The organism is Pseudomonas sp. LBUM1674 (assembly GCF_059695635.1).
Window position 1 is genome coordinate 3231158 of record NZ_CP166779.1, and the last position, 21856, is coordinate 3253013.

At 59.0% G+C, this 21856-nt stretch carries 15 protein-coding genes and 1 pseudogene; 7 read left to right on the forward strand and 9 right to left on the reverse strand.

Annotated elements, in window-relative coordinates:
• Positions 1 to 25: 25 nt before the first annotated feature.
• Entirely contained in the window at positions 26 to 7930 is a 7905-nt protein-coding gene (locus ACA067_RS14930; RefSeq protein ID WP_497462469.1) for a SpvB/TcaC N-terminal domain-containing protein, read from the reverse strand.
• A gap of 385 nt (positions 7931 to 8315) precedes the next feature.
• Between ACA067_RS14930 and ACA067_RS14935 the strand changes: the two genes are divergently transcribed.
• Positions 8316 to 8510: a hypothetical protein gene (locus ACA067_RS14935; RefSeq protein WP_497462470.1), complete on the forward strand. Its 195-nt coding sequence runs from the start codon at positions 8316 to 8318 to the stop codon at positions 8508 to 8510.
• 125 nt (positions 8511 to 8635) lie between these two features.
• Positions 8636 to 8821, forward strand: a complete 186-nt coding sequence (locus ACA067_RS14940) for a hypothetical protein (protein ID WP_497462471.1) — start codon at positions 8636 to 8638, stop codon at positions 8819 to 8821.
• A gap of 119 nt (positions 8822 to 8940) precedes the next feature.
• Here ACA067_RS14940 and ACA067_RS14945 read toward each other — a convergent pair whose 3' ends face one another.
• The 4 genes from ACA067_RS14945 to ACA067_RS14960 are packed head-to-tail and all read right to left on the reverse strand — an operon-like array spanning position 8941 to position 12117.
• On the reverse strand, positions 8941 to 10155 hold the full coding sequence (locus tag ACA067_RS14945; protein WP_497462472.1) for a pyridoxal phosphate-dependent aminotransferase: 1215 nt from the start codon (positions 10153 to 10155) through the stop codon (positions 8941 to 8943).
• Positions 10152 to 10790: an RraA family protein gene (locus ACA067_RS14950; RefSeq protein ID WP_497462473.1), complete on the reverse strand. Its 639-nt coding sequence runs from the start codon at positions 10788 to 10790 to the stop codon at positions 10152 to 10154. Before ACA067_RS14950 ends, ACA067_RS14945 begins: the two co-directional genes overlap by 4 nt.
• Positions 10790 to 11452 (reverse strand): RraA family protein, encoded by a 663-nt coding sequence (locus ACA067_RS14955; RefSeq protein WP_497462474.1) that lies wholly within the window; start codon positions 11450 to 11452, stop codon positions 10790 to 10792. The genes ACA067_RS14950 and ACA067_RS14955 overlap by 1 nt, the downstream gene beginning before the upstream one ends.
• A complete protein-coding gene (locus tag ACA067_RS14960) occupies positions 11452 to 12117 on the reverse strand; it encodes an RraA family protein (RefSeq protein WP_497462475.1) in 666 nt (221 codons plus the stop codon). The genes ACA067_RS14955 and ACA067_RS14960 overlap by 1 nt, the downstream gene beginning before the upstream one ends.
• Positions 12118 to 12221: 104 nt before the next feature.
• On the opposite strand from ACA067_RS14960, the gene ACA067_RS14965 reads away from it, so the two are divergent.
• Entirely contained in the window at positions 12222 to 13142 is a 921-nt protein-coding gene (locus ACA067_RS14965) for a LysR family transcriptional regulator (RefSeq protein ID WP_497462476.1), read from the forward strand.
• A gap of 68 nt (positions 13143 to 13210) precedes the next feature.
• Here the strand turns inward: ACA067_RS14965 and ACA067_RS14970 are convergent, their stop codons facing one another.
• On the reverse strand, positions 13211 to 14131 hold the full coding sequence (locus tag ACA067_RS14970; RefSeq protein ID WP_497462477.1) for a LysR family transcriptional regulator: 921 nt from the start codon (positions 14129 to 14131) through the stop codon (positions 13211 to 13213).
• Positions 14132 to 14245: 114 nt separating this feature from the next.
• Here ACA067_RS14970 and ACA067_RS14975 point away from each other — a divergent pair, with 114 nt between their 5' ends.
• From ACA067_RS14975 to ACA067_RS14990, 4 genes are all read left to right on the forward strand, one after another.
• Complete coding sequence (locus ACA067_RS14975) at positions 14246 to 15436, forward strand: CaiB/BaiF CoA transferase family protein (protein ID WP_497462478.1); 1191 nt, start codon at positions 14246 to 14248, stop codon at positions 15434 to 15436.
• Between the two features lie 17 nt (positions 15437 to 15453).
• The gene (locus ACA067_RS14980; protein ID WP_497462479.1) at positions 15454 to 16419 is read left to right on the forward strand and encodes a hydroxymethylglutaryl-CoA lyase; all 966 of its coding nucleotides are present in this window, start codon (positions 15454 to 15456) and stop codon (positions 16417 to 16419) included.
• An 84-nt stretch (positions 16420 to 16503) separates the two neighbouring features.
• A complete protein-coding gene (locus ACA067_RS14985) occupies positions 16504 to 17445 on the forward strand; it encodes a D-2-hydroxyacid dehydrogenase (RefSeq protein ID WP_497462480.1) in 942 nt (313 codons plus the stop codon).
• Positions 17446 to 17491: 46 nt separating this feature from the next.
• Positions 17492 to 18802: a dicarboxylate/amino acid:cation symporter gene (locus ACA067_RS14990; RefSeq protein WP_497462481.1), complete on the forward strand. Its 1311-nt coding sequence runs from the start codon at positions 17492 to 17494 to the stop codon at positions 18800 to 18802.
• Between the two features lie 136 nt (positions 18803 to 18938).
• Here ACA067_RS14990 and ACA067_RS14995 read toward each other — a convergent pair.
• The 3 genes and pseudogenes from ACA067_RS14995 to mhpT all read right to left on the reverse strand — a co-directional run.
• A pseudogene (locus ACA067_RS14995) lies at positions 18939 to 19862 on the reverse strand (amino acid permease); the annotation flags it as partial.
• A gap of 105 nt (positions 19863 to 19967) precedes the next feature.
• Entirely contained in the window at positions 19968 to 20252 is a 285-nt protein-coding gene (locus tag ACA067_RS15000; RefSeq protein ID WP_497462482.1) for a hypothetical protein, read from the reverse strand.
• Between the two features lie 270 nt (positions 20253 to 20522).
• The gene (mhpT, locus tag ACA067_RS15005) at positions 20523 to 21758 is read right to left on the reverse strand and encodes a 3-(3-hydroxy-phenyl)propionate transporter MhpT (RefSeq protein ID WP_497462483.1); all 1236 of its coding nucleotides are present in this window, start codon (positions 21756 to 21758) and stop codon (positions 20523 to 20525) included.
• Positions 21759 to 21856 lie beyond the last annotated feature (98 nt).

Genomic DNA, 21856 nt, shown 5'->3' on the forward strand with positions numbered 1-21856 from the left:
AGCATTCCTCCGTGGATCAAACTGACTATTGCGAGAGTCGATCAAAAGCTCGACTGAGTTGGGCACAAACACCGCTGTGGCACCACGCCGCGTAAACGTCATCGCCAGAGGTCAAGACTGTCTTGAGCTGCATGTCCGACAAGAGCTCGGCATTCAGCACACGCACGCCCGGCGCATGCCCGTTGCGGCCAATGACATGGATGTCCGCGTTCAGGAAATGCCGCTGCCCACCCACGGCGGGATCAATCTCAGCGGCGGTCTGCGTTAACATTCGCCCTGTCTCATCGCCATGGGGTCCCGACAGAATCGTCAGCCTTCGCCCCGTCCGGCCGAAACGGCGTATCGCACTCAACAGGCCGCCTTGGGTCACAGGGCCTCTGCTCAAGATGAGTTGAGTACCCCCGCGTATCCACCTCGAGTACCAGCGATCGTTCGTCAGGTGCGCCAGGACGCCTTCGGAGTCCGCCAGATAAAGTGGGCCGTTTTTGACCGGGAGGTAATTGTGCGGCCCCCTGACATCATCCGCGCCGGCCGTCACGGGGGCCTTGGGTTTGGCGGGCATGGCCGACATCGTGAGGAAGCCCATGGCAATACCCTGGAAAATCTGCACGTCGGTGCTCATGCTTTCGGTCATGATCGCACCGGTCATCATGTTCAAGGCGTTGGGTTTGACCGCCCATTCCGGATGGTCGAGTTTCATTCCCCAGTAACGTTTATTAGCGTCCGAAAGGGCATTCCATTGTTTTTCTCCCCACTTCATCTCGAAAAGCATGTCGCCGATCATGTGGACGATGATGGATGCGTCGGTGGTGTTGCCGGCGTCGTTCAGCTTGGGTATGAGTGTGTGCAGCATGTCGATCCGACCCTGGATCTTGCCCCTCTGCGTCGGCGTTATCGGCGGGCCCTGGGCGTTGTAGCGAGGCAGGTCCGGGGTCAGCATGTCTCGGATTTCCTTTGCACGAGCCTCGATCTTTGCGATGTCCTCGTCACTGGGGCGGCCATCAGTCCCGGCCGGATCAGTCAGCCCGGTGGGGCAAGACAGTACGTACTCGTACAAGTTGAGGCCGCCTTGCAATCCGGTGGGGTCGCAGCTCGTCCATCGGCCCAGCCAGGTCGCGTAGTACCTGGCCCCGTGATAGCTCAGCCCGCTTTCCTCATCGCGCTCCATCCGGGTGAAGCGATAGCGCTTGCGGCTGACTTCCACCGCGCTGCGTCCCGCCTGGTACGAAGTGTTCCCATAGGGACAAAATTCTTCGTAGGAAATCACCTGCGCCGCATCGTCCAGTTCCAGCACCGCCGAACCCAGGTGATTGCTGAACTGATAACGCACTAACCGCGCGGGAGAGCCATCGTTGCCCTGGGTCCGCGTCTCTACCTGCGCGATGCGTAGCCGGTCGTCGGCCACGTGCAGCGTTTCGCGTTGCAGCGTGAGGGCGCCCGCGTTGTCGTACTCGAGATACACTTCGAACCCGTCCAGATAGAAACGCTCCTTGCGTTTGATGCCAGCCGGTGATTCGGTAATCTTGCGGGCCCGTTGACCGGTACCGTCGTACACGTAATACGTGCGCTCGCCCTGATGCAGCCCGCCATCGGCATCGTCTGCATTCACCGCTTGGCGCTGCGACGTATAGAGCTCGTCATGGAAATTCCACTGCATCGCCTGCAATTGCGGCATCGACGTCATGTTGCCGTGAAGGTCGTACCCGTACGCCTCGGTCAGGCCCTGGGTACCGGTGACAACCGTGGAGGACAGGCGATTGCCGATCTTTCCCGGCTCCAGCGCACTGGCTTCGTTGTAGTTATAAGTACGCGTCCATCCCGCATGGATGGGCTGGCTGCCCTTATGGATCAACTTGAGAAAGTTGCCTGCGGGGTCATAGTCGTAGTGTTCGGTGTACGTCCCCATGGCTTTGCCGTTATGGGGGCTCGGCAAACGAACGCGAGACGCGTCACTGTATGAACTCGCTGCCGGTGCCAGCGGCATGTCATTGGCGCCCAGTCCAAGGAGCTCGCGGCCGCTGGCTTGCGTCAAGCGATAGAGGGCATCGTAGGCATAGTCATTGCTCGGTTCCACGCGCTGATTGCGGAAAAAAATGGTCTGCTGCGCGTTGTCGCGAACAGCGGTGACGTTGCCCACCGGATCGTACGTGTAGACGAGGTCCTGGATCTGGCATCCGGGCCAGTCCGTGTCCTGTGGCGACGGACAATCGTCGGGAAAGCCGGCCGGGTTGCGTCGGGTGAGCACCCGCGTCAAACGGGAGGTGAATGGATCGTAGTCGTACTTCGTCCTGGCGCCGTTGCCATAGTCGATCAGCGTGCGGCGGCCTTGGGCGTCGTAATCGATGCTCGTGATAAAGGGCGTTTGCGCCGCCGCGCCCGCCAGATTGATGCTGACGGTCTCGAGCATGTTGGCAGCGTTGTAGGTAGTACGCGTGGTGCTTCCATCAGGGGAGGTGGCTGCGGTCGGACGGTTGAGCGCATCGTATTGGGTATGACCGATGAAGGTGCCGCCAAGCACTGGCGCTGCCGACCAGTCGGACAATATCCGATGGTCCGCAACAAATTGCCGCTTGACCCCCAGCGCATTGCCCTTGAAGTCGTAGGCTTGCGGCAGCCCGGTAACCGGGTTGAGCGCCAGGTGGGTGACGACACCGGCCGTGTCGCTGGTCGAGTAGGCACGGGTCCGAAGATTGAGCAGCACATCGTCTGGCATTCCTTCACCGTAAATGACCTGGTGGTACAGCACCTCGACCAGGGTCCGGGGATCGGAATTCGCGGCATCGGTGCCCAGCACGAACAAGCCGGTCAGCCTGCGCAGTGCATCGTATTCGTTGCGGTGATTGTGCCCTCTGGAATCCCAGGCGCGGATGGTTTTCCCTGTGACATCGTCCAGGCTCCAGCGCTGCCCGGCTTCCATGCCGGACTTATGAATACTGCCGCCCAGCATGTGGTAGTCGTACACCATGACCTTGCGGTCGAGCGCATCGGTGACGAAGCGCTGCATGCCCTGGATGTCGATCTCGGCGCGCGTCGCGTATTGGCCGGCGGCGGCGTTGTCGGCGATAGTCAGGAAAGGGCGTCCCAGCGCATCCAGGTGGGTTATGCCGGGTGTGTTGGCGTGGGCGGCCGCTTTCGCAGCGGCATCGTGCTCCTGCGTGCCGAGATCTCCGGTAATGCGTTGCGCATACCAGGTCGGTGACAGATCACCGGAGGGCAGCAAACCGAGGTAGCCGCCCACGTCCGTATCGGCTGCAGGCTCGTTCACCAGCACCGTGTCGTTTGCGTCCCACGATTGCTGATGCCACGCATCGAAGACGATCTTTTCGTAGCTCTGATTGGGATGGTGCGTGGCGACTACACGGCCTAACGGGTCATAGATAAGAATCGCGCTGACGCCCGCCTGTACGCCGAATTCGAACTGGTGCCCCTGCACTGGCAACTGGCTGAAGAACGGCTCGTATTGGCGCACAGGCTTGCCCTTGTTGTTGAAAATGGTCCAGCCGCTGCCGACCCAACGCGGATCGATCACAGGGCCATCAGCCATGGCCGGCCCCGGTTCAGCCTGGACTTTCTTCTGCACGGTTCTGCCGAAGCCGTCGGAATATCCAAAAGCAATGTGCGTTTTGCTCGTGTGCCCCTGTGCAAGGTCGCTGACATGCGTCTCGCGCACGAGGGTGGCGGCAAAGGCCGGCTGCCACTGCGATGGATCGTCGGGGGAGGCCAGACGGGAATTGAAGAAGCGCAGCGGGTCGTAGACGATGCGCATCGTGGCCGTGCCCAGTAGTGCACCGGCCAGGGTGTGGGGATCATCGGCCGCATAAAAACCGTCTATGTCGGCAGGTGTCAGGGCGGCGGAAAAGCCGGTGAGTGAATCACCCAGGTGTTCGGTGGCCTTGCCCATGATGGCGGTCCCCGCCACAAGGCCGAGCGCATCGAATGTAGCAGCGCTTCGATTGCCGTTGGGATCGGTGACGAGGACCGGCAAGAGTACGCGGTAGTCGTGGAGGGCCGTCGTCGAGTTGCCGACCGCATCGGTGGTTTGCACCGGGAGGAGATCGTGCACGTCGAAGGTGGCCGTCGCGCCATTGCCGTAGGGATCCACCGCGCGGCACGGCAGATAGAAATGCTGGAGCGCCGCGGATTTTTCGGCGGCAGGTGTGGTGGCGCTGAGCGAATAAAAAACCCGGCTGGAGGGCTGCCACCAATGGCCGTCGCCATTCAAGTCGACATAGCCACCCCCGTCCGCGGCGATGCTGGCAAGCACGTCGGCAGGCACGGGCAGCAGCGCAGAACCCGCCCGCCGATAGACCTGTGAAACCAGTCCCGGGGTGAAGACGAGCTGATACTGGACGCCTGGCAGTGCCAGCGCCTCCAGCGTGCCAGGCGGGAGGAGTGCGTTCGCGTCGGAGGCCGCAGCGCCCATATCGTCGGGCCTATAGAAGGTGCACGCCCGCGCAATCAATCGCCGATACGTTTGCCCCTGCTGGAGACCCGAAGGATTCAAGTCTTCGAAGGCGATGTCGTGTGCGCCGTCTGCAGCGGTTTGAATGGCACTGGCCAATTGCGTGAACCCCAGCAGCGGTGTAATGCCGGGCGGCGCGCTGGATGGCGGGAGCTGGATAAGTTCGTAGCTACTCGATTGCGCAGGCAACGGCGCACGGTACGCGTCTTCGGCGAGGACGGCGTTGGTGTAGAACGCCTGTGCATAGGTACTGAGCGGCGCGGTTTGTTTGCGTTGATCCTGCGGCGTCAGCGAGGGATCCAGATAACGGCGTCCGTAGGCGACCGCCGCGGATTGCAGCACGTTGCCGAAGGGATCGATCTGGAGCGTCAGCGCGTGAGACACCCTCGGGTCGGCGGCATCCTTCGCGCCGGGCGGCGGTGCAGCCTGATCCACCAGCTGGTTGCCGAGGACTTTGTACAGCTTGCGTTCGTAATGGAAGTCTATGGCCTCGCACGTGAACGCGAAGAACACCGCGTAGGGGTTTTCTCCCCGTGGTTGCAGGACTTCGATCCTGTAGTTGCGCTCGGAGACGCTGTAAGGGCGGTCAGCGGCGTCAGAGCCGTCGAGCGCGTAGATTTCCTGGCGCAGAATCGAGCCGCGTAACGCGCGGCAGGTCTCGCGCCTCTCATCGGGTGAGAAGGTCCATGGCAGGCGACTGCCATCGGCAAGCATCACGGCGTCGGGCAACAGTGTGTCGTCGAGCAGCAGGCTTTGCTGTTCTGCGTCGCTTAACCCGGCGATGAAGCTGCTGTCGTCGCCTTCGTCGTAATACTCCTGTGCGAACTGCCTGGAGACGATCGATTCGCCGAAATAGGCGCCCGTGTGGAACCACGTCCGGGTGTGCACCGGCGGCACCGAATACGCAGGGTCCTGGTTGTTCGCCCCTGGAAAGACGCCGCCCTGGGAGACGGTACTGATCTCCTCGGTGTCCCACTGATCGACGCGGCCGAAACCGCGAAACTCGCGCTCCACACCGTCGAAATAGCCGTGGTGGTAAGCGTAGCGGGTGACGAAGCGATTGCGGCTGATGTAGTCATACGTTTCCACGCGTTCGATCACGTGCACAGGAAACGGCAGCCGGGTCAACCAGGGTGTGCCCGCCAGTTTGTCGGCCACGTAGAACCGGGTCGAGGGCGCGTACCTGACGACAGTTTCTGCGCCCAGGTTGTTGCGCGAGCGCACCAGCAGGTGGGGTTTCTGGCCGCCCATCAAGTCGATGTAGCGCATCGGGCGCGATGCGCTTGTGGGCAACGGTGAAGACCAGAGCAGGCAGGCCGTGCCGTTGCCGAGCAGGTCCAGCACCGTGGCCGACGATACCGATTCGACGGCCGGGAAATGTGCAAGGCTGCGTCGAGTCCCCCAGGCGTTGCCGGATTGATTGAAATAAAGATCGATCGCGTTACTCGCGAAATAGAGGATGTCCGTCGTGCCGGATCCATCGATGTCGGCGAGGCGCAGGCGGTTGCCGTCGAAGAGGTCGGCGTGACCGAAGTGGGGCGACTGCGCCATGGTGACCTTGGCACCAAAGCGGCCATAGCCAAGGTTGGGCCAGTAGCAGACCTCGCCGTTGCGAATGCGAACGAGGTCGGTCAGGCCATCCCCGGACATATCGGCCAGAAAGATCGACTCGCTGCCATCAGCAAAAACCAGTTGCGGTCCTGCTTCCTGATCCAGTGACTGGGGCCGGTGCTGCGCTGTCGCGAAGCCGTCGACCGACAAGGAGGCATGCCAGCAGAACGCGTGGTCCTCGCTGATGAGCAGATCGGGGAATCCGTCGCCGGTCAAATCGATGAACCTGAGGTTCGGGTTGCTCCAGTCGAGGACAGGGATCGACCGGAACCTCCTGAAGCGGTCCCAGTCCTGCTCATCGGTGCGCTCGAAATAGCCGGGGGAGGGGCCGTCGAATGCCACGACAGCGAGATCGCCGGCACCCGACAGATTCATCAGATGCACGCGGTCGCTGTTCAAGGAAGCCGGGGAGGGTTGCCGTGCTACGCGCTGCGTCGGCCCGAACCGCGGCAGGGAGACTTCAGTGCCGGCGATGACCTGCCGGTTGGCCGGGCTCAGGTTCGACGTGTAATACCAGCTGCCGCCCTGTTCGGTCAGGATGCCGGGGACGCCTTCACTCTCCAGATCCACCCAGCGATAGCTGGCGTCGCTGAGCCCACTCGGCAGGTTGCGCACACTCACAGCGTCGAGGTCGCGCACGGACTCGTCGATTTCAGCCTGGGTATAGTCGAACTCGAGCGGTGGCAGCGAACTCGCGCGGTATCCGGCGCCATCGCGAACGTAGCCTGTCTGGGTGACGGAGCGCAAAAAAGCGTAAAAAGGCTGCGTGGTGTCGGCGGGTGGGTTGGATGCGTGTTCCAGGTGGGTGGCGCGCACCAGGCAATCGAGGCCGACGTTCGATTCCCCGGCGAAATGATGAAACATCAGCACTCGCCGGCACAGGCGATAGGTGCGGATCTCGAAGCATGCACGATAGTTCGAGAATGGATCGAGCCGGCAGGTCCATGTCTGTGAAGTGTCCTGGGGGACCGGGGCCAGCAGGTCGTGCTCGCCATAGTCGAATACCACCTCGAAGCACCAATCGACGGGTGGCGGGGGCGGTTCTGTGGCGGTCAGGTCCGGCAAGTAAGGCACGCGATTGCCATAGCGGATGCGCTTGACGTAACGCTGGGCCGATCGCGCCAGGTCACTGCGATTACGCTCCTGGACTTGGGACAGGTCGACGCCTGCCGAGTCTTCCGGCTTGTAGTCGTAGAACACGGCGTTGCCCTTGTCGTCGTGGCTTTCGCAAATCAACCAGCTGAAAATGCGGCCGGGGTCGAGGGGGTCCGCAATTCGACTCTGCGCAGTCCGGCCGTACCAGGTCGTGATGTTGTCTTTGGAGATCGAGCGCCAGAACGTGTCCGCCTCGTTGGCAGTGTTCACCCAGCGTTCGATGCGCGCGAACAATCCTTCGACGCGAGGCCGATACCGGTGGATGCTGTACTGATGTCCATACACGGTGCGCGGCGGCAGGACTTCGCGGACCCAGTCGTTATCGACACGGAGCAGGACCGGCATCAGGTCTTCGGCGCCCGAGAGCATGAAGATGTCGGGCTCTTCGGCATCCCGGTAAAGCGGCAAGCCCTTTTCCGTTTTGCGCGAGACGACGGGAAGCGACAGGTTCCACCCGAAGCCGAAAGGCCCGTTTGCTGCACCGGAGTTGTAGTTGATTGACAGCTGAGGGCCAAATCCGCAGCGCCCGGGAGAAGTGGCAATGGGCACCGACATCGACCCCGTTCCTGTGACGGGGTCAGCGGCAAACTTTTCACCCATCCCGCTGAGGGCACCGCCGCCTTTGGGCGGGACGATCTCGGGGGTCAAGCCGCGATTGGGGGGGCGGCCCGTGCTACCGGACTTGTGTTCAGCAGGCTCCATCGGTCCCTCCAGTCAAGCGGATAGGACCTTGAACCGTATCAAGGGTCGCGGAAACGGCTCAGGCCGAGATTGCAAAGGCTAGTTACTTATCCAGGGCTTGTAGAAACGAATATTTCTAACTCAAATAGCCAATCGATTTAAGGGCAGTGTTGCAGCATCAGGCAGGTCGCGACCGAGGGTCTGAGGAAGGGAGACCCAGTTGAATCTATCGAAATATAGGAGTGGGTGCCGGTACTGCTCGCAAAGCATCCGTGATGCTCAATGCACCTTCGCGCGCAGCTCTCGGACTTTTCCTACAACGCAACGGGAGTTACCTGCTATCCGGGTGTTTGTGAAAAGGAGACAGTGATAGGAGCGTGCCTGCTAAAGCCTGCAAGGATGGCTTATGCTACAAAACGACCGCGACAATCTGGAACTCGATAAACTACAAACTGAAATTCGGAAATTCACGGCCGAAACCCGCAAGTTCATGGCCGAAGAAGGTAAGCTGAAGCAAGAAGCCTTCTGGTACCCGTTCGCAGTGGGGGCTGGTGTGGTGACTGCGGTTGTCGCGGCTGTAGGTCTTTTGTCCACGTTCTGAACGCGGGGTCGCAACAGCGGGGCCGCGCATCGACGGCACTTGAGTTTTGCCCTTGCGCAGCCCACATTGCCTGACAAAGGTTCACGCACCAGGATTGACCCGTGACCGGTAAAGGAAGAACAAGCATGCCCACACAGTCTACGAATCAAGCCAGCATTGAACGGTTACGCCGTGATGTAGCCGCTCTGGCCGAAGAAATGAGCAGACCGGCACCGACGGCGGCCCGCGCTTTTCTGTTGCCTTTCAGCATCGGCGCTGCGTTCGCCCTTACGACCTTTGTCGTTGTCGCTCTGCTGGCCAGACTGATCTGATCCCTCGCTTCTCACTTATTGAGTGGGGACGGGCGTGATTGAGCCCCCTTGAAGTCTGACTCCTTCAGTGAAAAAAACGAGACCTGGCTGCCGCCGGGTTTCGTTCATTCATCAACGGGTTAGCGTAGGGAAGTGCAGAACGCCCGGATGGCCTCGCAAGCCTGGCGCAATGAAGCGTCATCCAGGGCGTAGGCAATGCGAAAGTAGGGGCCGAGGCCGAAGGCGCTGCCATGCACCACGGCCACATTCACTTCGTCGAGCAACGCGTGAGCGACATCTTCGTCAGTGTGCAGCATTCGACCGCCCGCGGACGTACGACCGATCAATCCCGCACAGGAGGCAAACGCGTAGAACGCCCCCGCTGGACTGATGCATTCAAGGCCTGGCGTATCGTTCAATAGCGCCACCATCAAATCGCGACGTTTCTGGAAAACAGCACGGCTTTTACGGATGAAAGCCTTGGGGCCTTCCAACGCGGCGAGTGCGGCCTGCTGCGAGATCGAGCTGGCGCCAGAGGTTTGCTGGCCTTGCAGTTTTTCCATCGCCTCCAACAGCCAGCGCGGCCCTGTGGCAAATCCGATGCGCCAGCCGGTCATGGCATAGGCCTTGGAAACACCGTTCATGGTCAGGGTTCGCGGTGCCAGTCGTGGTTCGACTTGAGCCAGGGTCAGGAACACTTGATCGTCGAAGATCAGGTGTTCATAGATGTCATCGGCCAGAATCAGCACCTGGGGGTAGGCCAACAACACATCGGCCAGGGCTTGCAACTCATCCCGGCTATACACTGCGCCCGTCGGGTTGGACGGCGAATTGAGGATCAGCCAGCGGGTCTGCGGGGTGATCGTCTTGGCCAGCGCGGCGGGCGTCAATTTGAAGCCGGTTTCGGCATCGCACGTCACGATCCGCGCTTCACCGCCACACAATTGAACCATTTCCGGGTAACTGACCCAGTACGGTGCTGGCACGATGACCTGGTCACCTTCGTTGAGGGTCGCGGCCAAGGCGTTATAGATCACCTGCTTGCCACCGTTACAGACGAGGGTGTCTTGCCAGGTAACGTCCAGGCCGTTCTCGCGCCGGAATTTGGCGGCCACCGCTTCTCGCAGGGAGCGCACACCGGCGACCTGGGTGTAGCGGGTATGGCCGTTTTCAATAGCTTGAATGGCCGCTTCACGCACATGTTTGGGTGTATCAAAGTCAGGCTCGCCAGCGCACAGTGAGATGATCTTTGCTCCTTGCGCCCGGCGCTCTGCCACCCGATCGATGATTCGGTACGTTGCGGAAGGTTGTGCATCCGCCAGACGCTGGTTGAGCCGTTGGATATCGGCGGTCATGCGCGGGTTCTCCACTCTGTAAGGTTCATCAGTTCAAGAGTCGATCGGCCTTCGGTCAATGACTGCATCATCTGCGCTTCCTTGCTCGCTCGAGCTTCGCCTTCAGCGAAGGTACGGGCCACATCCGCAATCGGGATGATGATCACGCCATCATCGTCGGCCACCACCAGATCACCCGGAGCCACTAAGGCACCGGTGAAATTGAAAGCTTGTCCCACAGAGGGCGCGCTGGCCTTGACAGTGCCTTTGACTGAAATACCACGGGCGAATACGGGAAACTGGCGCTTTTTCAAGGCCGCGATATCACGAACGCCACCATCAATGATCAAACCGACCACGCCAGCCGCTTCAGCCGCCACGGTGAGCACTTCGCCCCAGTAGCCGGCGATAAAATTGCCGGTACCGACGACCAGCACGCTGCCACGAGGCACACGCTCCATGGCCAGGTGCAAAGACAGATTGTCACCTGGCGAACACTCCAGCGGGTAAGCCGGCGCGGCGATAAAAGCACCGTCCCAGACAGGGCGAATTGCACTGTCCACTGCACAGGGGAGATGCGAAGCTTCATACAGTGTTGAGCTACCCAACACTTTTGCCCGTTCGTGGACATTCAGGGGGAGGGGGAGCGTGGTCATCAGATTTTCCTCTGCAGGCCGTGGTAGCCCAGCGCGTCGCGGGCTTCCTTGAGGGTTTTTCCTTGAGCAATCAGCGTGCGAATGTCGGCTTCGACCGTTTCGATTTGACGGGCGCACGCGGCCACTTCAGCGGCCTGGGCGCGTGGCACGATCACTACACCATTGGCGTCGGCGACCACGATGTCCCGGGCGCATACCCGCGCCGTGCCAATCGACACCGGCTGGTTGACCGACTGAACCTGTACGCGGTCTTTGCCGGTGCGCATGTAACGGCCCTTGCTGAAAATCGGATAGCCGTCGCCCAGCGCTTTGCTTACGTCACGGCATACACCGTCGATAACCGTGGCGGCTATTTTTCGGCTACCGGCGTACTGGGTCATGATGTCGCCCCAGACCGTGCAGTCGGTGCGGCCACCGTTGTCGATCACCACCACGTCGCCGACGGCGACGTCTTCTATGAAATCGCCCACGGTGCCTGGAGGCACGCTAGCCGCGACGTACTGCACGGTGAACGCCGGGCCGACGGTGACCTTGCTGTAGTTGTCGAGCGGTGCTATGCCGAGGCATTGACCGGGCAGGCCAAGCTTGTCCATGGCATCGGAGACCCCAGGCGTGTCGAGCCCCTCGAACAGGGCAATCAGTGCTTGATCATCGATGTTCATCAGGAGCGCTCCACGTAAATAGCTTCGAACTGGGTGTCATGCATCACTTCGGCCACCGAGCGTCCGCTGCGAACAGCTTCCACCATGCCGTCCTGGCGGCGGGCAATACGCTCGCCAAGATCCACGACCTTCTCGATGTAAGCCTGGGGCACGAACACTGTGCCGCAGTGATCAGCGATGACGTAGTCGTCTTCACTGACGTCGATGCCAGCCACGTTGATCGTCACGGCGGCGTCGACCTGAACCACTCGGTTGCGCGCGCTGATCATGGTGACCCCACGGCCAAAAACCGGGTAGCCAATCGATTCGCTGCCGTCGATGTCACGACTGAAACCGTCGATGACCGTGCCGCGTACGCGCTTGCTTGCCGCCGCATTGGCAAGGATGTCGCCCCAGCAGGAGATGCCTTCGATACCCCCCGCGATCACCAGCACACGTTCGTTAGTGTCGATCTGTTCAACCACGGGGGTGATCAGATGCACCGTGGGAACGTTGTCGGATCTTGGGGCCAGCAGCACCGTACTGGCGCGGCCAACGATCTTCGGACAGTTCCACAGAGGGCGTAGCCCAACGGTGGCACCCGGCAGGCCGAGGAAATCAAGCGCATCGGAAACCGTGTTGGTATCGAGCGCCGCCAAGCGATCCAGCAAACTCTTATGGGTCATGGGAAGCCCCTTTAGTGACGGAGGCGTCCAGTGTCAGTTAGACAATTTGATAGGTATATTACTAATTACAGAAGTATTAGATACGTTAATCCTATGGAATGATCATGATCAATTTCCGCCTGATTCGTCACCTCTGGTTGTTCCTGGCCGTCGCCGAAGAACAGAATTTCGGCCGCGCCGCCAAGCGTTTGGGCATGTCTCAGCCACCACTGAGCGAGCAGATCCAAGTGCTGGAGCAGGCACTTAAGGTCAAGCTGTTTGATCGCTCGCGACGTGGCGCGAAACTGACTCCTATCGGTGCCGCAATTCTGCCGGCGGTGCGCAAGTTCGCCGACCAACTGGAGCGGCTGGAACTCGCCGTGGAGGAGGCGTTGGCGGGGCAATCGGGAATGTTGACCATTGGTGCGATTTCCACGGCCATGTTTGACGTTTTGCCCAGGCTGATTGAGCGACTGAAAGAGGACTACCCGCACCTGACGGTGTCCGTGCGGGAAATCGATAGCGTGGAGGCCGTTCCGGCGCTGGAGGCCGGTGACATCGACCTGGCCTTCGCCCGGCTGGACGGGGATCTGGGGCCTTCGATCAAATCACTGCCACTGCTGGAAGATCGCTTGGTGTTAGCTCTGCCCATTGATCATCCCTTGGCGGCGCGCACGCGTATCAGCCTGTCCAGCTTGGCCAACGAACCTTTGGTGATGTTTTCGCGAAAGGTCAGTCCGGTTTATTTCGATAACTTGATCGCGACTTGCCGGGCTAGCGGCTTTTCCCCTCGTGTGCTTCACGAAGTGCGTTCTGTCGCCTCGCAAATCGCCTTTGTCAGCTATGGCCAGGGCATCGCATTGGTGCCGGCGTCGTTGAAAAAACTGGCGCCCGACAACGTGGTGTTTCGAGCGCTGAGCCAGAAGCTCAATGTAGTGACGACGGCGGTGGCCTGGAATGCTGATCGACCGAATCCACTCATCGAAGAAGTCATTGCCCAGTTTCGTGGCAAAGCATTGAAAGGGCGAAACGCGGATAAGGAATGATAGGTTTGGCGTATGGAAGCTTTGCCCCTGCACCCCGATGGACAACTACGAACGACTGATCGTTAATTTCACCCATGACAAGAGGGATCAGTGCCAACCCGACTGAGGTACTCGAAGAGATTCGCAGCCTCTGGGGGGAGCTTGATCTCTTTGTTAATGCCCACGAAAAGGGTTCTTGTGGCCCAATCATCAGTTAATGGAATTGCTCGAAGTCTCGCTCCGAGCAGTTCTGATCTGACAGACGCGAATGGAAGAATGCCAATACCCAGACCTGCTTCGATCATCCGACAAATACCATCAAAGCTACTCACTTGAATTCGAACTTTAAGTACTTTTCCAGCACTCATAGCTGCATCAGAAATGCGCCTGAGCAATGAGCTGCCTTGATTAAGCGCGACATAGTCGTACTCAAGGGTATCGACCAACGTCAGTGCTTCCTGTGCCGCCAAGGGATGGTTTGTGGGTGCAAGCACCACCAGCTGATCTGTGCGATAGGGAAGTTTGTGCAGTGCATCAGCTGGCGCGTTGTCCGCAAAAATACCAATGTCCGCTCGACCTTCTGCGACCGCCTGGATTATTGCGTCGCTAAGCCCTTCTTCGAGTCCGATCCGTACGTTTGGATTCGAAGCAAGAAAGCTTGCCAGATCGCCAGGTAAGAACTGGATCACTGCAGAAGTGTTGGCAAACAATCGAACGTGACCTCTGACGCCCACCGCATAGTCACTGGCGTCGCAGGCCATACGGTGTACGCCTTCCAGAATTGAGCGGGCGTGTTCGGCCATTCCCTGGCCTGCGGCAGTCAGTTCCAGGCCACGCGGAAGGCGTACGAAAAGAGCGCATTGCATGGTGCGTTCGAGTTCAGTCAATCGCTTACTGGCGGAGGAGAGCGTGATGTTGGCTTTCTGAGCTGCCTTAGTCAGGTTCCCAGTGTCAGCGGCGAACATCAGCAGCCGTAGCGAGAGCAGGTCGATGTGCAGGAGATTGATCATGTTCAACCTTAAGGGTTTCCGAATTGGAAAGGGTAGTGGTGAAAACTGAAATTTTCATCCCGCATTTTTGCGCGGATTATTCAGCCACAGCCTCCAACAAGAACGGAAAACGTCATGAGCCTTCCCTTAGATGGCATCAGAGTGGTCGAAATGGGTCAACTCATCGCCGGCCCTTTTGCCGCAAAAATTCTGGCCGAATTCGGCGCGGAAGTTATCAAAATCGAACCGCCCATTACAGGCGACCCATTGCGAAAGTGGCGTCTGATCCATAACGGCACCTCCGTGTGGTGGGCGGCACAGTCGCGTAATAAGCAATCCGTGACGCTGGATCTGCGTCAGGCAGAAGCGCAGGAGATGGTGAGACGCCTGGTGAAAGACGCTGATGTCCTGATCGAGAACTTCCGCCCAGGCACGCTTGAAAAGTGGGGATTGGGTTGGGAGGTGCTACACGAGCTTAATCCTAAGCTGATCATGCTAAGGGTTTCCGGTTACGGACAGACAGGCCCTTATCGCGACCGTCCTGGATTCGGCGTGATTGGTGAGGCCATGGGCGGCTTGCGTCACCTTTCCGGTGAGCCAGGCAGAACCCCCGTCAGGGTTGGAGTTTCCATCGGCGATTCGTTGTCGGCGCTGCATGGCGTCATCGGCGTGTTGCTGGCGCTACGTCATCGCGAACAGAACCACGGCAGTGGTCAACAGGTGGATGTCGCGTTGTATGAGTCGGTGTTCAACATGATGGAGAGCCTGATGCCGGAATATTCCGTTTTTCAGAGCATCCGCCAACCCGCAGGCAGCAGCTTGCCGGGCATTGCTCCAACCAATGCCTATCGCTGCAACGATGGAAAATATGCGCTCATCGCCGGTAACGGTGACAGCATCTACCGCCGCCTGATGGAGAAAATAGAACGCCCGGATCTGGCTGCCGATCCGGAGCTCGAGCAGAACGATGGGCGCGTCAGACACGTCGCGAGGATCGACGCGGCTATATCGGCATGGACGGCTGAACGATCCCTGCACGAGGTTCTGCTGGCACTCAATGAAGCTCGTATTCCTGCCGGGAAAATTTATGACGCAGCGGACATTGCCAATGATCCCCATTACCTCGCCCGCGACATGTTGCTGCAGAGCACCCTGGATGACGGCACCCCGGTGACGTTGCCTGGCATCGTGCCCAAGCTGCAAACCACTCCTGGCCAGGTACGTTCGACGGCTCCGACGCTTGGCCAACACACCGACTCGGTGCTTGAGGCTCACGGTATCAATGCTCAAACCCGAGCCGAGTGGCGCAGTCGCGGCATCATCTGAACTTAAGGTCTAACACCATGAAACGACTTTTCATGCAAGAAGTCGCGACCCGCGACGGCTTTCAAAACGAATCGGTTTTCATCGAAACCGAACACAAGATTGCGTTGATCAACCACTTGAGCAAATGCGGTTACGCGAAGATCGAAGTGACGTCATTCACTTCGCCCAAGGCGATCCCTTCGTTGTGTGACGCAGAAGCCGTGATGCACGGGATTACCCGCAAACCCGGTGTCGAGTACACGGTGCTTGTTCCCAATGTGCGGGGTGCCGAGCGAGCACTGGGCTGCGGGATTGACGAAGCGAACCTGGTGATGTCGGTCAGCGAGCCGCACAACCGTTCCAATTTGCGCATGACCCGTGAGCAATCCTTTACTCAGTTGCAGGAAGTCATCTCGGTCATCGGGCTGGGCCCGGTTGCGACCAACGTTTCGCTTTCCACAGTGTTCGGTTGCCCCATGCAAGGCGAGGTCGACGCAGGCGAGGTGCTGAGCTGGGTGGATCGCTTCGCCAATCTTGGGGTACGCGGCATCACCTTGTGTGACACCACAGGCATGGCCTATCCATCGCAAGTTCGTGAGCTTTCGAAAGCCGTTATCGACCGGTTCCCAGAGCTGCAATTGACCTTGCACTTTCACAACACCCGGGGCATGGCGCTGGCCAACGCACTGGGTGCGCTGGAAGCAGGTGTTGATCGTTTCGACGCTTCCTTGGGTGGGCTTGGTGGTTGCCCGTATGCCCCCGGCGCAAGCGGCAACGTATGCACAGAAGACCTGGTGCACATGCTTCAGCTGATGGGATATGACACCGGGCTTGATCTGGATGGGGTGCTGGAAGCCTCGGCACAACTGCCGGGTTTGATAGGTCACGAAACCCCAAGCCAGATTTTGAAAGCGGGCCGCCGTCTGGATTTGCACCCGATCCCTGAGCATGTCCAGACACTCAGCAAGCAACTCCCATCGAACCCGGTCGAGCGTGCACTGTGATCAGCCATCTGGATCACCTTGTATTGACGACCCATGACATCGACGCCGAGCAGCTTTGAAGATCAAGCTTATGAGAGTGTATCCATGAATATTGTTTTCCTCGATAGTTCCAGTCTTCCGTCTCCACTTGATCGCCCAGCCGCTGCCTTGAGTTGGATTGAACGATCCGCCACGTCTGCGCACGAATTGGTAGCTGCACTGGCAGGCGCTCAAGTCGCCATCACCAACAAGGTAAAAATCACGCGGGCAGCTCTCGAGCAACTGTCGGAACTGCAATTCATCTGCGTCGCAGCGACAGGCTACGACTGTGTCGATCTGGCAGCCTGCCGTGACATGGGCATCACCGTAAGCAATGTCCCGGCATATTCCGCTGTAAGCGTGGCGGAGTCTGTGATTGGTTCCATATTCGTCTTGCGAAGACATCTGCTGAGTTACCGGCAAGCGGCTTCTGAGCAATGGCCTTGCTCTTCGCATTTCTGCGTACATGACAAGCCTGTTCTCGACGTCGAAGGTGCCACACTCGGGATCTTTGGACGAGGCGATATCGGTAGTCGCGTCGCACGCCTGGCCAGTGCTCTGGGCATGAAAGTGTTGTTCGCCGAGCATCGCGGCGCTACCACTGTCCGTGCTGGTTATCACGCGTTCGACAGCGTACTCACTCAAGCTGACATATTGACGCTTCACTGCCCGCTGACGCTCCAGACCAGACATCTGATCGGAGAGCAGGAGATCGCTCGAATCAAGCCTGGAGCGATCCTGATCAACACCGCTCGTGGCCCGTTAGTGGACGAGTCTGCAGTTTTGCATGGCCTCCAAAATGGAAGGCTAGGCGGAGCGGCGCTTGACGTTCTCGACATTGAACCGCCACCTGCCAACCACCCGCTATTGCATGCCAACCATCCCAACCTTCTGGTCACGCCGCATGTGGCATGGGCCAGTGAAAGCAGCGTGCAACGACTCAAGTCCGTCATTCTGAAAAACATAGAGGCTTATGTGGAGGGCAAGCCAATACACGTGGTGTCTTGATCATTTCGCATGCATCGACCTAAAAATGTTTCAACGAGGCAGAGCCATGACAAAAATAATTAGCTCTTCAGATACAGATTCAGATCTCGGCATCGATTCCCCTACAAGCAAACGCAAGCCGTTTTACCAGCACCTGTATGTTCAGGTATTGGCGGCTATTGCTTTAGGGATCGTTCTGGGACACTTCGCCCCTTCAGTCGGCGAGCAGATGAAACCGCTGGGCGACACCTTCATCAAACTCATCAAGATGCTGATTGCTCCGATCATCTTCTGCACAGTGGTGAGCGGTATCGCCAGTATGCAGAACTTGAAGCGCATTGGACGCGTGGGTCTGAAAGCGCTCATCTACTTTGAAGTATTGACCACGCTCGCCTTGATCATTGGTTTGATCGGCGTGAACCTGCTCAAGCCCGGCGTCGGCATGCACATTGACCCTGCATCGTTGGATGCAACTGCCATCGCGGGCTATGCCAAGGCCGCGCACGATCAAAGCGTGGTTGGTTTCCTTACCCACATTATCCCGTCCACGGTATTCGGCGCTTTTACCGAGGGTGACATCCTGCAGGTGTTATTTATTTCAGTCTTGTTCGCATTCGCTTTGCAGTTGATGGGCGACCTGGGTAAGCCGCTGTTGAACATCATCGATCTGATCGCCAACGCCTTTTTCCGAATGCTCAAGATTGTCATGTATGTCGCTCCCTTGGGCGCTTTCGGCGGGATGGCGTTTACCGTAGGCAAGTATGGCGTCGGATCGCTGGTTTCCTACGGAAATTTGCTGATCTGCTATTACGTGACAGCCATCGCGTTTGTGTTTGTGGTGCTGAATCTGGTCGCGAAGTTAGCCGGCTTTAGCTTATGGAAGTTTCTAAAATACATTCGCGAAGAGCTGGTACTGGTACTGGGTACCTCATCTTCGGAATCTGCACTTCCAAGGCTGATGGGCAAGCTTGAAAAATTGGGCTGTGAAAAATCGACGGTTGGGCTGGTGGTGCCTTCCGGTTACTGTTTCAACCTGGATGGGAGCTGCATCAACATGACGGTGCTGGCGATTTTTATCGCTCAGGCGCTCGATATCGATGTGTCCCTCTACCATCAGGTCACTTTGCTGCTGATTCTGCTCCTGACTTCGAAGGGCGCCGCCAGTGTCACGGGAGGGGCGTTTATCACGCTTGCCGCAACATTGGGGTCGATGGACGTTATTCCTGCGGCAGGGCTGGTGTTGGTGCTTGGGGTCTATCGTTTCATCTCTGAAGGCGGTGCGCTGATCAACGTCATCGGCAATGGTGTAGCAACCATCTTCATCGCTCGTTGGGATGGGGCTTTGGATCGCGAGCAGCTCCAACGGGAGTTGGGGTAAAAGCGTTGTGTTCTACAGCCGCTGCTTCATGGGCGCCACGCACGCTTTTGTTGCAGCAGCTGTAGAGCGCTACCTCACCGCTAGGCGTCGACTCCGTTACCGTCCAGTCCTGGCTGACAAAGGCTCTAGGTGAACATCAGCTGTACTGACTTGTCGATCCAGAAGCGGGTTTGGGCTTCCAGGTGTGGGTCAACTGATAGGCAATGGCCAACCATATGAACCACCCCGGCATGACCATCAAGGCAATACGGGTGTCAGGTCTTAATGCCAGCAAACAGAGAACAAAGCCCAGGAACGCCAAAGAGAACCAGGCCATCGGCACGCCGCCAGGCATCTTGTAGGCCGATTGCGCATGCAGGTCGGGCCGGCTTCTGCGATACGCAATGTACGACGCGAGGATGGTCGACCACGTGAAAATCACCAGGATCGCCGACACGGTAGAGACAATGGTGAACGCTGTCATGACTTCCGGAACAATGAACAGCAACAGTACGCCCACCAGCATCAACAGTGTCGTGAACGCCAGGCTCAGCAAGGGCACGCTATTGCTCGACAAGCCCCGAAAAATCCCCGGAGCATTGTCGTGACTGGCCAATCCAAACAGCATACGACTGGATGAAAACACGCCACTGTTAGCCGATGAGGCGGCAGACGTCAGCACCACAAAGTTAACGATACCTGCTGCTGCGGGAAACCCTGCCACCAGAAACAGTTCGACGAAGGGGCTCTTGTTGGGCGAAACCTGTTGCCAGGAAGTCACCGCAATAATGCAGGCCAGTGCCAGCACATAAAACAGGATAATTCTCAGCGGAATCGAGTTGATGGCTTTAGGCAGGGTCTTCTCGGGGGAGCGGGTTTCCGCGGCTGCGATGCCGATCAGTTCGGTGCCGGCAAATGAGAAAATGGCCATCTGGAAACCGGCGAAGAAACCGAACAAACCGTTGGGGAAGGTTGCCTGTTTGTCCAGCAGGTGGCTCAGGGATGCCGTGACACCATTGGGAGAGACAAAGGAGCTGGCAATCAGCACCATGCTGACACCAATCAGAGTGACTACGGCAATCTGGAATTGTTGCTGTCTCAGCGCCAGACGCAGATCGAGGACCTGCAGCAACAGCGTGAAGGCTTGCTGCACGAGCGCCGTGAAGCTCTGCAGCAAACCCAGGTGCTACAGCAGGATCTGCAGGCCCTGCGGCTCAAGGCCGAGCAGGATCGCGTCGCGCAGGAGAGTTACGTGCGCGGAGTCGAAGATCGCGCGCACCGGGAAGTGGACCGCGCGCGGGAGGAGAGCAAGGCTACAGTCGCCCAGTCCAAGGAACCCGGGCGGAACGTTGAGCAGTTGCAACGGCGACTGGAGTCGATTCATAACGAGCTTAGCCAAACGCAACAACGTGCCGCAGCGCAGCACGCCCGGGCTGAAACGTTGGAGCAGCAAATGACTCAGGTACGCCAAGCTTCTGTAACCAAGCGCAAGCCAAGGCCCCGAAAAACCGCGACTCCAAAGACCGAACCTTAAGGATCATTGCGGCACTCGCGGTTAATGCGCCGGCTCTAGGGACGTGGGTGCGATCGGTTCCGCGGGTGCGCCATCGATAAAGGGACCTCGAGCCGATCAGCAGGTAAACAAGAAAAGAGACCTCGGTCTCTTTTCTTGTATCTGTGGCGGACGGCGCGCTCATGACGTTTCCTCGCAACGCCGAACAGCCTGGCTTAAATCAGTTTTTCAGGGTTTGTCCGCGAGCGGGTTCGCCGCCCTCAGCTCGGGCAAAGCCTGCGGGGCCGATCGGACTATCACGCTGATGATGGTCAGTGCTGCAATCACCAGCCCCGGTGAAGTCGCCAACAACACCCCAGTGGTCCCGGCCCCGGCCGCCAGAATCTGCCCCGCGGCCAAGGGGCCGGCGACCGACCCCAGGCGACCGACAGCCACCGCGGCACCGACGCCGGTGGCACGTACCGAGGTCGGGTACGATGGGGGTGCCAGGGCGTAAAGCACCAGCTGCGCGGCCATCACAAACAACCCCGCGCAAAACCCGGCGACGGCCATGGGGACGATGCCCACCGACAGGCCGACCCCGGCCAGCGCCGCCAGCAATCCGGCATATACGTAAAGCACCACCTTGACGCCGTTGCAGCGATCCAGCAGCACCCCGCCAAGTAGCGAGCCGAGGGCGCCGCCGATGTTGAACAGCATCTGCACGAGGCCAGCCTCGGCTTTGCTGAAACCCTGTTCCAGCAGCAGTGATGGCAGCCAGTTGAGCAACATGTACATCACGGTCAGGGTGAAGAAATAGCTGAGCCACAACGCCAGGGTTACGCGAGCCCGGTCTTCGCCGAACAACGCCTGGCCGGTTGATTCGCGGGTTACGCTGACAGTGCCTTGTTGCTGGCGAAAGGCGCTGGACTCGGGCAGCAGCAGGATCATCAGCGGCACCACCAGCAAGGGCGCGAGCCCGCCGATGATGAAGGTCGTCTGCCAATGATCGGTGAAGAGCATGGCGACCACCGCCGCCAGTGCGCCACCCAGCGGCACGCCGGCATACATGATGCTGATCGCGGTGCCGCGACGTTGCTCACCCACGGCTTCTGCACACAGAGCGATCAGGTTGGGCAGGGCGGCGCCCAGGCCCAGGCCGGTCATGAAGCGCGCCAGGAGCAGGGTTGAGAAACTGCTGACGTAAGCGGTGCTGAGGGAGAACACCCCGAACAGCAGCACTGCTGCAATGAGGATTTTCTTGCGACCGATTCGATCGGCAATCCAGCCACCGAAAAAGGCGCCCGGCAGCAAACCGATGATTCCGGCACTGAACACCCAGCCCATGGATTTCGGGTCCAGGCCAAAGGTCTGGCGCAGGCCCGCGGCGGCGGTACCGGCAGCTTGCAGGTCGAAACCTTCGATCAATGCAACGATAAAACACAGGGCAATGGTCAGCGTCGTACGACGTGATGGGGTGTCCATGGCGAACCTCATTATTGTTTTTGTGGGAGTGCTGACGGATGAACGCGAGCCTGTTCCCTTGGGGAGGCGACAGGCCTGAAATAAGATTAACAAAGATA